Source organism: Hymenobacter taeanensis, assembly GCF_013137895.1.
In the GTDB taxonomy this organism is placed as follows: Bacteria; Bacteroidota; Bacteroidia; order Cytophagales; family Hymenobacteraceae; genus Hymenobacter; species Hymenobacter taeanensis.
This window is the reverse complement of the sequence record NZ_CP053538.1, coordinates 1,586,969-1,599,975: the sequence shown is the minus strand read 5'-3', so window position 1 is coordinate 1,599,975 and position 13,007 is coordinate 1,586,969. Positions and strand designations below refer to the sequence as shown.

Sequence of the window (13,007 nt, the reverse complement as noted above, 5' to 3'; positions counted from 1 at the left end):
TCACTTTTCTCATACCTCTGCTTTCCACATGTTTGCAAAGAGCTACCTATTGCTAACCTTGGGCACCGCCGCTGGACTTGCCCTCACGGGGTGCGCTTCCAGTACGCCGGCCGCCACCGCCACCTCAGTTGCTACCACTACTACGGCTACTGCCGCTACCACCGAAACGGCCCCCAAAGGCCCGGTGATGCCCGGTGTGGGCCTTGACCTGTCGGCCCGCGACCTGTCGGTGTCGCCCTGCGAAGACTTCTTCCAGTATGCCAGCGGCACGTGGGTAAAGAACACTCCTATTCCGGCCGCTGAGTCGTCGTGGGGATCCTGGAACACCCTCATTGACCAGAACAACGCCGTACTACGCCAGATTCTGGAGTCGTCGGCTGCTAACAAAACAGCTGCCAAAGGCACTAACGCTCAGAAAGTAGGCGACTTCTACGCTTCCGCCATGGACACCGTGGCCATTGAGAAGGCTGGTCTGAAATACCTGCAGCCCGAATTGGCCCGCATTGCAGCCGTGAAGGACCTGAAGAGCCTGCAAAGCCAGCTGGTGCGCCAGCAGATGCTGCAGACCCGTTCGGTATTTGGTCTTGGTGTGCGCCAAGACTCTAAGAAAAGCACCGAGTACGCCCTGTACCTGGGCCAGGGCGGCCTCACGCTGCCCGACCGCGACTATTATCTCAAGGATGATGCCCGCTCCAAGACCATCCAGACGGCGTACACTACCTACCTCACCAACATGTTCAAGATGTTGGGTGATAACGCGGCTACGGCTTCTAAGAACGCAGCTACCGTATTGCGCCTCGAAACCAGGCTCGCCAAAGCAAGTAAAGACCGTGTAGCCCTGCGCGACCGGTATGCTAACTACAACAAGATGACGGTGGCTGAGGCAAATGCCCAGTTTCCGAACATTGGCCTGACCACCATGCTGCCCCAGGTAGGCCTGGGCTCAGTAAAGGAAGTAATTGTAGGCCAGCCCGAGTTCATGAAGGAGGCTAGCCTGGCCCTGAAGCAGGAGCCCGTGGCTGACTGGAAAACCTATATGCGCTTTCACCTGGTAAACTCTGTAGCCTCGGCCCTGCCGAAGGCGTACGTGGATGAGTCGTTCCGCTTCAACCAGGTGATGAGCGGCGCTAAGCAGCAGCAGCCCCGTTGGAAGCGCATGTTGCGCGCTACGGATGGCACCCTGGGCGAGGCCTTCGGTCAGATCTACGTAGAGAAGGCCTTCACCCCTGAAACCAAGCAAAAGGCCCTGGAAATGGTGGCCAACATTAAGGAGGCCATGGGTGAGCACATTCAGGCCCTGGAGTGGATGAGCCCCACCACCAAGCAGGAGGCCATGAAGAAGCTCAACGGTTTCACCGTAAAAATTGGCTACCCCGACAAGTGGAAGGACTACTCGGCCCTCAACATCTCCCGCGACTCGTACCTGAAAAACGTGCTGGCCGCCCGGGAGTGGGAGTTCAAAGACAATATTGGCCACTACGGTAAGCCCATTGACCGCACCGAGTGGGGCATGACGCCGCCCACGGTGAATGCCTACTACAACTCGTCGATGAACGAAATCGTGTTCCCGGCCGGTATCATGCAGCCCCCGTTCTTCGACCCCAAGGCCGATGACGCGGTGAACTACGGCGGCATGGGCGCAGTAATTGGCCACGAAATTACCCACGGTTTTGATGACCAGGGTCGGCAGTCGGACGCCGAGGGCAACCTGCGCGACTGGTGGACCAAGGAGGACGCCGCTGAATTCTCGAAGCGCACTGACCTGGTGGGCAAGCAGTATTCATCGTTCTCGCCGCTTGACTCGGTGTACGTGAACGGCAAGCTGACCATGGGTGAGAACCTCGCCGACTTCGGTGGTACAGCCCTGGCCTACAGCGCCCTGCAGAAGCAGCTCCAGAAGCAGTACGGCAGCAACCCCCGCCCCCAGTACGATGGCCTGACGCCGGAGCAGCGCTTCTTCCTGGCCTGGGCTCAGATCTGGCGCACCAACGCCCGCCCCGAGTACTTGCGCCAGCAGGTGCTCACCGACCCGCACTCGCCGGCTCAGTACCGCACCAACGGCCCGCTGATGAACATGCCCGAGTTCTACGAGGCCTTTGGCTGTAAGGAAGATGCCAAGATGGTGCGCGCCCAGAATGTGCGCGCCCGTGTGTGGTAAGCCTGTAGTAAGTACTAGTTTGAAAAGCGGGTTGCCTCAGGCAGCTCGCTTTTCTTCTTTTGATATTCTCTTATTCCTTTCTTCAGTATGAAAAACCGTAAGCGTATAGCCCTGGCTGCTTTGTCAGTAGCTGGTTTAGCCGTAGCCGGCTGCAGCTCCTCTAAGCCCGTAGCCACCACTGCCACCGCCCCCGATACCACCCAGGCCGCCCCAGCGGCTGAGGCTCCCGTGGTGAAAGGGGTAGGCTTGGACGTAGCCAACATCGACCCGGCCGTTTCGCCCTGCGACGACTTCTTCCACTTTGCCAGCGGTACCTGGCTAAAGAACACGGCTATTCCGGCCAGTGAAGTACGCTGGGGTAGCTTCCAGCAGCTCGCCGACCGCAACAATGCCGTAAGCCGCCAGATTCTGGAGGATGCTGCCGCCAACACCTCGGCCCCTAAGGGCAGCAACATGCAGAAAGTGGGCGACTACTACGCCTCCGCCATGGACTCGATGGCCATTGAAAAGGCGGGTATTACGCCGCTAAAACCCGAGCTGGCGCGCATTGCCGCCGCACGCGACCTGAAAAGCCTGCAAGCTGTAGTGGCTCGTCAGCAGATGCTGGGCACGGGCGCGTTCTTCCGGGCCGGGGTGGGCCCCGACCGCAAGCAGAGCACGGTGTACGCTGTAAACCTGAGCCAGGGGGGGCTGGGCATGCCCGACCGCGACTACTACCTCAAGGACGACGCTCGCTCCAAGGCCGTGCGCAACGCCTACGTGGCCTACATGAGCAACACGTTCCAGCTCATGGGCGACTCGGAGGCCACGGCCGCCAAGAAGGCCGCGGCTGTACTGAGTATTGAAACACGGCTGGCCCAGGCTAGCAAGAGCCGCGTGGAGCTACGCGACCCGTACGCCAACTACAACAAGATGACGGTGGCCGAGGCCAACAAGCAGTTTCCTAATCTAGGCCTGCCCACCATGCTGGCCCAGAACAAGCTGGGTGCTGCCAAGGAGGTCATCATTGGGCAGCCGGCCTTCTTCAAAGAGGTAAACACCCTGATGAAGCAGGAGCCGCTAGCCAACCTCAAAACCTACCTTGACTGGCAGCTGGTTAGCTCCGTTAGCTCGGCCCTGCCCAAGGCGTACGGCGACGAAGCCTTCCGCTTTACGCAGGTGCTCACGGGCGCCAAGCAGCAGCAGCCCCGCTGGAAGCGCATGCTGGGGGCTACCGACGCCGCCATGGGCCAAGCCTTTGGGCAGCTCTACGTGGATAAAACCTTCACGCCCGAGACCAAGCAGAAGGCCATGGAAATGGTCACGAACATCAAGGCCAGTATGGCCGAGCATATTCAGCAGCTTGACTGGATGAGTGATGCTACCAAGCAGGAAGCCCTGAAAAAGCTGGCGGCCTTCAAGGTAAAAATTGGTTACCCCGATAAGTGGAAGGATTACTCGGCTCTGAATATCTCGCGCGACTCGTACCTGAAGAACGTGCTGGCCGCTCGCCAGTGGTCTTACACCGATAACGTGAGCAAGTTCGGCAAGCCCATTGACCGCAATGAGTGGCGCTTTACCCCGCCCACAGTGAATGCGTCGTACAACTCGTCGATGAACGACATTACTTTCCCGGCCGGCATTATGCAGCCCCCGTTCTTCGACCCGAACGCCGACGATGCGGTGAACTACGGTGGCATGGGCGCGGTAATTGGCCACGAAATCACGCACGGCTTCGACGACTCCGGTCGGCAGTCGGATGCCGAGGGCAACCTGCGCGACTGGTGGACCAAGGAAGATGCTGCCAAGTTCACCCAGCGCGCCGATATGGTGGGTGAGCAGTATTCGGCCTTCTCACCCGTTGACTCGGTGTACGTGAATGGCAAGCTGACCATGGGCGAGAACCTCGCCGACTTCGGTGGCCTGAGCGTGGCCTACAGCGCCCTGCAGAAGGAGTTGCAGCAGAAGTATGGCAACGGGCCGCGCCCCAAGTACGATGGCTACACCCCGGAGCAGCGCTTCTTCCTGGCCTGGGCTCAGATCTGGCGCACCAACGCCCGCCCCGAGTACCTGCGCCAGCAGGTGCTCACCGACCCGCACTCGCCGGCTCAATTCCGGACCAATGGCCCGCTCATGAACATGCCCGAGTTCTACGAGGCCTTCGGCTGTAAGGAAGATGCCAAGATGGTGCGCGCCCAGAACGTGCGCGCCCGCGTGTGGTAAGTCAACCCTCCAGACCATAAGAGGTAAACGCCAGCTGCTTGCTGCTGGCTAGGCCAGGTGCTGGCCCTTGCACGGCCCTGCCAAGCTGCTCTCCGGAGCGGCTTGGCAGGGCCGTTGTGGTGGTAGGTTTAGCCGAAGCCACGTATCTTGAGGAGCTATGAACACACGCGCCGCTTATGCCTGAGTTACTTGTGAATGATTACCTCCAGCTGGCGCATCGCCCGGACCTGCAAATCCTGACGGTGCGGTGGCTGCGGACTACCTCTTCCCCGGAGCTGCGCTCGGGCTACCAGCGGCTGCTAGACTTTGCCCAGGAAAACAACAGTACCCGCTTTTGGCTCGTTGACTCGCGCCGGCGCCAGCACCTGGATAACAGCGATGTGCACTGGCTGGTGCGCGACTACTACCCAACGCTCCGGCCGCGGCTGGGCAACCAGGTCTTCTTGGCCTTCCTGGTGTCGCCGGCCCAACTCGCCGATACCACCGACGACGAAACCCTGCCACCCCTGCCCTACACCCACGGCGACTATTGCTCCATCAACCAGTTTACCGACGAGGGCGAGGCCGTGCAGTGGCTTACCAAGCACCTACACCCAGCTGTGTAGCCTGGCTGGGTAATAAGGCTTGCGTACTTACTTTTCAAAAGGTGGCCTACAAAGCGCGTAGGCCACCTTTTCTGTTTTCTGGAAAAAATAAGTGCGCCTTGTTTATCTTTATTACGAAATATTCGTAGTATTACGAAAGAATCGTAATTGCTGATATGGAACGACTTACTCAACCTGAAGAAGAAGCCATGCGCGCTTTCTGGCAGCTAGAGGGCGGCTTTATTAAGGAGGTGCTGGAGCTGCTGCCCGAGCCTAAACCACCCTATACCACGCTGGCCTCCACCGCCCGGAATCTAGAGCGCAAGGGCTACCTGCAGGGCGAGAAGCTGGGCAACACATTCCGCTTCACTCCGCTTATTGCGGCCGAGGAGTACCGCAAGCGTTTCATGAGCACCTTCGTGGGCGACTACTTCCGCAACTCTTACAAGGAGCTGGTTTCCTTCTTCGCCAAAGACCAGAAGATCAGCGCTGAGGAGCTGAAGGAGATTGTGCGCATGATTGAGAAAGGGCAGGAGGAATGAGCGCCGCCGATCTGCTGCCCTACCTGCTGAAAGTGAATGGGGCCCTGCTACTGTTCTGCGCCGTGTACTACCTGGGCCTGCGCCGCCTTACCTTCTTTGGGCTGAACCGGGCGTTTCTACTCTTTGCGCTGGTGTTTGCGCCGGCTTACCCTTTCATTGACCTCAGCGGCTGGTTTGCCCGCCAAAACCCGCTGCCGGCCCAATTGCTGCTAGTAGCTCCCAACTGGCCGGCCGTGCCTGCGGGCGTGCCTGCCACCATCAACTGGTTGGTGGTGGCCTACTGGCTGGGGGTAAGTGGCCTAGCGGTGCGGCTGGTGCTGCAGCTACTCTCCCTGTACCGGCTGCACCGCATTTCCCGCCCCATGGAGTTTGAGGGCCGTCTGTATCAGGCGGTGCCGGAGCCGGTGGCACCGTTTGCTTTCTGGCAAACGGTGTACCTCAACCCCGCCCAGCATACTCCTCAGGAGCTGCCCGCTATTTTGTGCCATGAGCAAGTACACGTGCGGGAGTGGCACACCGTGGATGTGCTGCTGGCCCAGGTCAGCTTAGTCTTTTACTGGTTTAACCCCGGCGTGTGGCTCCTGCGCCAGGCCCTGCACGAAAACCTCGAGTTCCATACTGATTACCGGGTGCTGCAGTCGGGCCTGCTCGACAATAAAACCTACCAGTACCAGCTACTGCACCAGAGTGTGCAGGGGCAGGCCAACTCCATTGTCAGCCATTTCAATTTCCACCTTCTCAAAACTCGTATCGCCATGATGAATAAACCCCGTACGGCCCGCACCCAGGCCGCCCGCTATTTGCTCCTGCTCCCGCTGGCCGCCGGTCTCACCCTCTGGAGCTGCGAGAAAAAAGCTTACCTCCCAGAGCCAGCCACCGCTGATGCTACTACCAAAGCCAAGCAAGACAATGCCCTCTACTTTGTAGATGGAGTGCAGGTAACGAAAGAAGCCGCCCTGGAAATGGCTCCAACGCGTATTGCCAGCGTAAACGTGCTGAAAGGCCATAAATTCCAGGATGGCTTCAACCAGGCTGCATTTGAGCAGGATTTCGGGCAGCACGATGGTCCCATCATGCTACTCATAACCAAGGGCAACGAAAATTCCTCGGCCCTGCAGGCCTTCAACAAGAAGTACAACATCACTTACCGTATTCCTGCCGCCACGGATACGGAGGCCGCTAATCAGCGCATCAAGGAAAGCTATGTGCTGGTAAACGGGCAGGAGTCCGGGGAGGATGTTACTAAAATAGACCCCGCTACTATTAAGAGCATGTATGTGCTAGATGCCGAGCAGGCAACGGCCAAGTTTGGCGAGAAGGGTAAAAAAGGCGCAGTTATCATCACTACCAAATAGTCGCTCAATTTTTGGCGCAGCCAGCAGGCTGTAGGTAAAAAGCAAAAAGCGCGAAGGCTGGCCCTCGCGCTTTTTGTGGGTTTGGTAATGGAAACGGGGTTACTCTTTGCGGCGGAAGGGGCGGAATGCCGACGAAGTATTTGCCTTTAGCACGGCACCTACCCCCTGGTGAGCCGCGAAGAAGCCAGTAACGGCAGCCTGCAGGCCGGCATCATCATCAAGAGAAATATCCGCTAGTACGTCGCGCTGGTCTAGGGGGGCCGGCAGGGTACTGAGGCGGCAGCGCGGGATGCTCAGCGGGTGCTCGGCGTAGAGCACGGCACCGTCTTGGGCGGCATGGGTATGGCGGTAGCGCCATGATACCTCGTAGGCCGCTCCCTTGCCAAAAGCATTCGGGTCGGCGTACGTTTCAAAGCCAAGTTGGCGCAAATATTCTTCTGTCATCCTGTAAGTTACGCTTTTTATAGCCGGTAGTTGGCGGCGCGCTCCATGAGTCGGTGCCTCACCCGCATTACAGGAGCGGGAGCGGCTTCTGCTGAGCTAGTTAGGCCAGTACCTCAAGAGGGGGGCTACGCCTTTTTGCGCGCTGCCAGCCAGAAACTGCCGGCTAGCACTGCTATTAGACCACCTGCTATTGCCGCGATGCGAAGCGGCTGAGCGGTGCGCCGCTGGGCTCCGTTGAAAATAGCCTTGGGTATTTGCTGGCCGCTGATAGCACGCAAGATCAGCTGCACGGTTTCCTGGGGCTTATCCCACTGCGGGAAGTGGCCGCTCTCCTCAAACCAGTATAACTGGGCATCGGGGAAGAGCTCTTGGGCCCGGCGCGCCTGCGGCGGAAAACACACCCGGTCTTGGCGTCCCCAGCCAATAACCAGCGGCTGTTGCAGGCAGCCTTTAGGAGCGCCCTGCTGCTTCTCGCCGTAGGCCAAATTATACAGCAGCTCGTCAAAAGAAGGAGATGCAATAAATGTGCGGAGCTCATCTTGAGCCACTTCTGCCGGAAGCCGCCAGGGGCGCGCTGAGAATTGGGCAAACAACAGCGTCCGGCCCAGGGTGCTGTGGGTGAGGGCCGGTAGCACGGGCTCTAGGGCGCGCACCAGCCGAATAGAGGCCGCCACCGAGTAGTAAAACGTGGGAATTTCCCAGCCGCGCCAGAATCCGCCGGGGTCGAGGGAGACTACGGCGCCTACTACGCCCCCACGCCGGGCCAGCTCTAGCACCAGCCGGGCCCCCATAGAGCTACCCACCGCATCAATGCCCAGCAGGTTATGCTGGCGCAAAAAGCTGGTGACGGCATCGGCCAGGGTACGAATGGAAACCTCCCCGGTGAGGGGCGGCGTAGCCCCGAACCCCGGCAGATCCACGGCAATTACGTCGCGCTCAGCGGCCAGGGCTGGCAGAATAGTCTGCCAGGAGCGCCAGCTGCCGCCAATTCCGTGCAGTAGGAGCAGGGGCTTGCCGCTCCCGCGCCGGATGTAGTGCATATCCATAAGTACAACTCAACACAGTAAAAGCTAGCCGGGAGTATACCCGCTACCTGAGCAGTAGGGTGTACGCGAGAGCTGGCTGCCGGGGTAGTACAGAATTTGGGGGCGGGCTGAGCTCAGTGCATAAACCGCCAAAAGAGCCTGCCGGCTAGGCTCAATGGTGGAATATAACAGGTAGTGAATCGTCAACTTTCCAGGGGCTATACGGCGTACACCCTACCCTGATCAACTCTTCAGCCCATGCCACTCCACCCTAAACTCACTGAAAAGCTCAGTAAAGTCTATGCGCCCTCGGCTACGCTTGATGACGTGTTCAAGGGCCTTGATCTGACCTTCATCACCAATGAGCACGGCGAGCCGGTTACTCTATTCCTGGGCAAGCGCCGCCCCGACGGCGCTATTACCGGCGAGCGATACGTGCGCACCATCAAGCGGGAGCCCGGCAGCTTGCGCGTGCTCTCCAGCCACTGGGACCTGAAGGGCAAAGTAGCCAGGGCCTGAACACGCCTAGGCCACTTTACAGGAGCTGGCGCAAATCAGAAAGCTGGTTAATACGTAGGGGCGCTTCTTCGGGGCCGACCGTGCCAAAGCCATACGTGGCAAAAATGAACGGCGTACCGCTCTGCTGACTAGCCTCAAAGTCGCCGCGGGTGTCGCCCACGTACACGGGCGCCTGCAAGCCGTATTGGCTTACTACCTCCCTGATATTCTCCGATTTAGGCAGGCCCTTGGTGCCGAAGCACTGATGCCCCTCAAAATAGTGGCCTAGCTGGCTGTTCTCGAAGAACGCTTCTACGTAGCCGCGCTGGCAGTTACTCACAATAAAGAGCCGGTACTGGCGCTCTTGCAGGTAACGCAGGGTTGCTTCTAGCTCGGGGTAGAGTGTGCCGCCATGCTCCCGGGCGGCGGTTAGCTCCTGCTCAGCGCACAGGGCCCGGAACTCTTCGCGGCGCTCAGGGGGCAGACTAGGGAACAGCCGCTCATATACTACCCCGTAGGGCATGCCGGTTACGGCCTGCACCTGGGCCAGCGTAATATCGTGCTCAATGTAATCGACGCTGTTTTTGGCAGCCTGAAAAGCTTTGGTAATAGCTTCCGATGAATTCCAGAGGGTGCCATCTAAATCGAAGATGACGCTATCAAAACGCTGTTGCATAGGGGCAAGCTAAGTTGTTAGAAGGGGGGGGATGGGGCAGAGTGAGGTGGCCTAGCAACCCCAAACAGAAGGGTTTGTTGCCGCCCGGCTTTGGTAAACGCCTGCCAACTTCGGGCTTATGGCAGCAAAATAAGGCAGGCTAAGAACGCAAACCCAACTGCTCAGCAGGCCACCTCAGAGGAACTGACCGCGGAAAACTACTCATCCTAACCAGCGCTACCGCACCAGTTTAGGGGCTGCAAAGCCCCCGAATGGCTCTTAAGATGGCGGTGCCCTGATAGCGCCACGGGTTACACGGTAAAGCCGCCTCTGCCCGCAGTGCCGCTTCGGCCAAAACATAGAATAGGCTTTAAGAATGATACGCGTAGCTACACACTTTAAAATGGGTAAGTGCAAATTTATATCTGATAAGTTTGATAATATTTATTTTTATATATACTAAATAATGTTCACGTAATATGCTTATTTTCGTGCAGTTGGCTGTGCGTGTTCTTAGGTGTATTCAGCTGCGTGATTTTGTGTCAGTAGAGTGTCAATTTACCCATCTTCTATATGTCCAAATTACTACTTCTTTTTTTGTGCGCTCTGATGCTCTTGCTTGAGCCAGTTGCTGCAGTGGCCGCCCCGCGTGAGGCCGCTACCACCGAAGTGGCGGCCAGCCCCGGCAGCCGCATAGGGCACCGCCCCAACTATAAAAAGTATCGGGGCAATAGCCGCCATAGGCCCAAGAAGCTGGGCGTTTTCCGGCGCTACTTCCTCTACCGCAAAGCCAAGAAGAAGCGTGCCGCCCGGCATACCCCCAGCGTTAAAGTGGGCCGCCCCGTAAGAACGAGCAAGTAAGCTGGCACTGGCTAGCTGCACAGCCTCCCTTCCTGGTCAGGAAGGGAGGCTGTTGCGTTTATGAGAGTGCGCGAGCGTAGCCTGGCGGCCAAACTGGGTAACACATTGTGCCGCCCATGCACCTATTCAGTGGCTACTGTCGTACGCAGCCATCGGGCTGGGTTACGTGTTATACCAGTACTGGGCCCCGTATTACTGGCCTTCTGTTCTCTATGGCTCTCACTACCCCCTCACCCCCTCAGGAGGCCACCCCCACCCTCTGGACTCCCTTTACCTTTGCCGTATTTCGGGCCATCTGGATTGCCTCCGTGGTATCTAACATTGGTACCTGGATGCAGAACGTGGCCGGCGTGTGGCTGGTAACCACGCTTACCACCTCGGCCCTGCTGGTAGCCCTCATGCAAACGGCCACCAGCCTGCCCGCTTTTCTGCTGAGCATGCCCGCCGGTGCCATTGCCGATTTAATTGACCGGCGCCGGCTGCTGCTATTCACGCAGGGCTTTATGGCGGTGGTGGCCCTGCTGCTGGGGGGGCTTACGCTGCTGGGTGAGGTTTCGGCCTTCGGGGTGCTGGCCCTCACGTTTGTGCTGGGCATTGGGGCCGCTATTAATGCGCCGGTGTGGCAAACCGTAACGGTAGAGCTGGTGCCCCGCCGGGTGCTGGGCTTTGCCATTACCCTAAACGGCGTAAGCAACAACATCGCCCGGGCTATTGGGCCGGCCATTGGGGGCGTTATCATTGCGTACTATTCGCCGGGGTGGGTGTTTCTGGTAAATGCCGTGTCGTTTCTGGGCACCTTCGCGGTGATTTACACCTGGAAGCGGCAGGCCGACGTAACCAGTGGCCCCGCCGAAAACTTTATGGGGGCCCTGCGGGCGGGCATGCGCTACGTGCAGTACTCGCCGGCCATTTATGCGGTGCTGTTTCGCACGTTTGCCTTCTCCTTTGGGGCCAGTGCCATGTGGGGGCTGCTCTCAGTGGTAATTGCTAGGCGCCTGCACCTAAGCTCGGGTTCTTACGGCGTGATGCTGTCGTGGCTGGGGGCCGGTGCCATTGCGGGGGCTTTCCTGATGGGCCGGGTGGGTAACCGCCTCAACTACAACCAGCGGGTACTCCTGGGCACATTGGTGTTTGTGGGCACCAACGTAGCACTGGCCCTGGCGCCGTCTATTCTGTGGCTATACCCGGTCATGTTTGTGTCGGGGGTGGCGTGGCTCATGACCATGACCAGTTTCAGCACCACCGTGCAGCTCAATGTGCCCAAATGGGTGCAAGCCCGCGTAGTGAGCATGTATATGCTGGTGTTTCAGGCCGGTCTTTCATTGGGAAGCGTGGTGTGGGGCGAGCTGGCCGACCGTGCCTCCCTGGAGCTGGCCCTGCTGGCCACCGCCGGCTGGATGCTGTTGAGCATGCTGCTGGCCATTCCGTTTCCCATGCGCTCAGGTGAAGGGCTGAATCTGGAACCAGCTGGGCACTGGCCTACGCCCACTATTGCCGGTGACGTAGACCCCGACGATGGCCCCGTGGTAGTGATGGTGGAGTACCAGGTAGAGCCGGAAAACCAGCCGGCGTTCCGGCTGGCCGCTGAGCAGCTCACCCGCCTGCGCCTGCGCGACGGCTCCCTGCGGGCCGGCGTGTTCACCGATATTGCCGCTCCCACCCGCATCACGGAGTTTTTTTACGTAGCCACCTGGGGCGAGCATGAGCGCCAGCACCACCGTTTTACGAAGGAAGACCTGGCCGTGGAAGCCCGCGTCCGGCAGCTGCACAGTGGCCCCGAGCCACCCCGTGTCACGCACTTTCTGGCCTTTCCTAAGTCAACTAACGTGGAGGTGCCCACGCCTTACGAAACCATGGAAAGCCCCCAATAGAAGAAGTGGCCTAGCCATATCCACCAAGGTTGCTAGGCCACTTTGCGTTAGCCAATCAGCTGCCTGGCCACCTCCACCAGGGTTTCGCCCATGTAGGTGGGCCGCGGAGCCAGGGGGTAAAGAGTTTGCCCTGGGCGCGCCACAAAGCCCGCCTGCAACCCCGCCCGCAGGGCCCCCGCTACATCCCAGCCATGGGCGGCCAGCAGGGCAGCATCGGCGGGGGCTACCCCCAGGGCCTGCACGGCGGCCTGGTAGGTGTGGGGGTGGGGCTTGTAGAGCTGTACCGCATCCACGCTCAGCCCTCGGTCGAAGTAGTGAATGATATCGGCCTGGCGCAGTTGCTCATCCAGCATGAGTTGGGTGGAGTTGCTGAAGGCCACAAGCGAAAAACCCGCATCCAGTAGCATCTGCAGGCCCTTGGGTACGTCAGAGTGAGCAGGTAAGCGGGTCATCAGGGCCAGAAGCTTTTTCTTTTGAGCCGGGCGTAGTCGCTTTTTCTTCAGCATGTCAGCGGCCATGTCAAGAGCGGCGTCTGCAATGAGGCTGAAGGGGTGGAAGGTGGTCGTAACGGTATCAACCAGAGAGTACTGCAGCAAGAGCCCAAACCACTGGTTAAAGGCCCGCTTCTCGCCGAAGGCTTTGCCCACGGCCAGCTTAAGCGGGCTCATGTCCAGCAGAGTTTCATTAACATCAAGCAGCAATACGCGCGGCTGGGGCAAAGAAGGGGATGGCTTAGGCATACTAACGGAAAAAACGAGTTAAACAGGGGGCAACCTCGCCCAAGGGTGCCTACGTAGAGAAGCGGATCGGCG

The 13,007-nt window shown here is 59.0% G+C and carries 12 protein-coding genes; 8 read left to right on the top strand and 4 right to left on the bottom strand.

The features are described from left to right. Positions 1-28 precede the first annotated feature (28 nt). The 5 genes from HMJ29_RS06805 (at position 29) to HMJ29_RS06785 (ending at position 6,841) form a co-directional block, all read left to right on the top strand. Positions 29-2,158, top strand: a complete 2,130-nt coding sequence (locus HMJ29_RS06805) for a M13 family metallopeptidase (RefSeq protein ID WP_171590770.1) — start codon at positions 29-31, stop codon at positions 2,156-2,158. Positions 2,159-2,245: 87 nt separating this feature from the next. Continuing rightward, a complete protein-coding gene (locus tag HMJ29_RS06800) occupies positions 2,246-4,360 on the top strand; it encodes a M13 family metallopeptidase (protein ID WP_171590769.1) in 2,115 nt (704 codons plus the stop codon). A 176-nt stretch (positions 4,361-4,536) separates the two neighbouring features. Beyond that, entirely contained in the window at positions 4,537-4,965 is a 429-nt protein-coding gene (locus HMJ29_RS06795; RefSeq protein ID WP_171590768.1) for a hypothetical protein, read from the top strand. A gap of 155 nt (positions 4,966-5,120) precedes the next feature. Continuing rightward, a complete protein-coding gene (locus HMJ29_RS06790; protein ID WP_171590767.1) occupies positions 5,121-5,486 on the top strand; it encodes a BlaI/MecI/CopY family transcriptional regulator in 366 nt (121 codons plus the stop codon). After that, the gene (locus HMJ29_RS06785) at positions 5,483-6,841 is read left to right on the top strand and encodes a M56 family metallopeptidase (RefSeq protein WP_171590766.1); all 1,359 of its coding nucleotides are present in this window, start codon (positions 5,483-5,485) and stop codon (positions 6,839-6,841) included. Before HMJ29_RS06790 ends, HMJ29_RS06785 begins: the two co-directional genes overlap by 4 nt. A 99-nt stretch (positions 6,842-6,940) precedes the next feature. Here the strand turns inward: HMJ29_RS06785 and HMJ29_RS06780 are convergent, their stop codons facing one another. Together HMJ29_RS06780 and HMJ29_RS06775 are read right to left on the bottom strand one after the other, a co-directional pair. Further along, positions 6,941-7,285, bottom strand: a complete 345-nt coding sequence (locus HMJ29_RS06780; RefSeq protein ID WP_171590765.1) for a hypothetical protein — start codon at positions 7,283-7,285, stop codon at positions 6,941-6,943. Positions 7,286-7,410: 125 nt separating this feature from the next. Further along, positions 7,411-8,325, bottom strand: coding sequence for an alpha/beta fold hydrolase (locus HMJ29_RS06775; RefSeq protein WP_244678851.1), 915 nt, complete (start codon positions 8,323-8,325; stop codon positions 7,411-7,413). Between the two features lie 243 nt (positions 8,326-8,568). On the opposite strand from HMJ29_RS06775, the gene HMJ29_RS06770 reads away from it, so the two are divergent. Then, a complete protein-coding gene (locus HMJ29_RS06770) occupies positions 8,569-8,829 on the top strand; it encodes a hypothetical protein (RefSeq protein ID WP_171590763.1) in 261 nt (86 codons plus the stop codon). 16 nt (positions 8,830-8,845) lie between these two features. Here HMJ29_RS06770 and HMJ29_RS06765 read toward each other — a convergent pair whose 3' ends face one another. Continuing rightward, the gene (locus HMJ29_RS06765) at positions 8,846-9,484 is read right to left on the bottom strand and encodes an HAD family hydrolase (protein ID WP_171590762.1); all 639 of its coding nucleotides are present in this window, start codon (positions 9,482-9,484) and stop codon (positions 8,846-8,848) included. A gap of 552 nt (positions 9,485-10,036) precedes the next feature. Here HMJ29_RS06765 and HMJ29_RS06760 point away from each other — a divergent pair. Both HMJ29_RS06760 and HMJ29_RS06755 read left to right on the top strand, forming a co-directional pair. Further along, a complete protein-coding gene (locus HMJ29_RS06760; RefSeq protein ID WP_171590761.1) occupies positions 10,037-10,324 on the top strand; it encodes a hypothetical protein in 288 nt (95 codons plus the stop codon). Positions 10,325-10,536: 212 nt separating this feature from the next. Further along, positions 10,537-12,195, top strand: a complete 1,659-nt coding sequence (locus tag HMJ29_RS06755; RefSeq protein ID WP_171590760.1) for an MFS transporter — start codon at positions 10,537-10,539, stop codon at positions 12,193-12,195. A gap of 47 nt (positions 12,196-12,242) precedes the next feature. Here HMJ29_RS06755 and HMJ29_RS06750 read toward each other — a convergent pair whose 3' ends face one another. Then, on the bottom strand, positions 12,243-12,935 hold the full coding sequence (locus HMJ29_RS06750) for a haloacid dehalogenase type II (RefSeq protein ID WP_171590759.1): 693 nt from the start codon (positions 12,933-12,935) through the stop codon (positions 12,243-12,245). Positions 12,936-13,007 lie beyond the last annotated feature (72 nt).

What these genes read in the sequence shown, in the direction of transcription:
- HMJ29_RS06790 (WP_171590767.1), top strand. Translation starts at nt 5,121, where the DNA reads ATGGAACGACTTACTCAACCTGAAGAAGAAGCCATGCGCGCTTTCTGG.
- HMJ29_RS06760 (WP_171590761.1), top strand. Translation starts at nt 10,037, where the DNA reads ATGTCCAAATTACTACTTCTTTTTTTGTGCGCTCTGATGCTCTTGCTT.
- HMJ29_RS06770 (WP_171590763.1), top strand. Translation starts at nt 8,569, where the DNA reads ATGCCACTCCACCCTAAACTCACTGAAAAGCTCAGTAAAGTCTATGCG.
- HMJ29_RS06800 (WP_171590769.1), top strand. Translation starts at nt 2,246, where the DNA reads ATGAAAAACCGTAAGCGTATAGCCCTGGCTGCTTTGTCAGTAGCTGGT.
- HMJ29_RS06750 (WP_171590759.1), bottom strand. Translation starts at nt 12,935, where the DNA reads ATGCCTAAGCCATCCCCTTCTTTGCCCCAGCCGCGCGTATTGCTGCTT.
- HMJ29_RS06755 (WP_171590760.1), top strand. Translation starts at nt 10,537, where the DNA reads ATGGCTCTCACTACCCCCTCACCCCCTCAGGAGGCCACCCCCACCCTC.
- HMJ29_RS06765 (WP_171590762.1), bottom strand. Translation starts at nt 9,484, where the DNA reads ATGCAACAGCGTTTTGATAGCGTCATCTTCGATTTAGATGGCACCCTC.
- HMJ29_RS06785 (WP_171590766.1), top strand. Translation starts at nt 5,483, where the DNA reads ATGAGCGCCGCCGATCTGCTGCCCTACCTGCTGAAAGTGAATGGGGCC.
- HMJ29_RS06780 (WP_171590765.1), bottom strand. Translation starts at nt 7,285, where the DNA reads ATGACAGAAGAATATTTGCGCCAACTTGGCTTTGAAACGTACGCCGAC.
- HMJ29_RS06795 (WP_171590768.1), top strand. Translation starts at nt 4,537, where the DNA reads ATGCCTGAGTTACTTGTGAATGATTACCTCCAGCTGGCGCATCGCCCG.
- HMJ29_RS06805 (WP_171590770.1), top strand. Translation starts at nt 29, where the DNA reads ATGTTTGCAAAGAGCTACCTATTGCTAACCTTGGGCACCGCCGCTGGA.
- HMJ29_RS06775 (WP_244678851.1), bottom strand. Translation starts at nt 8,325, where the DNA reads ATGCACTACATCCGGCGCGGGAGCGGCAAGCCCCTGCTCCTACTGCAC.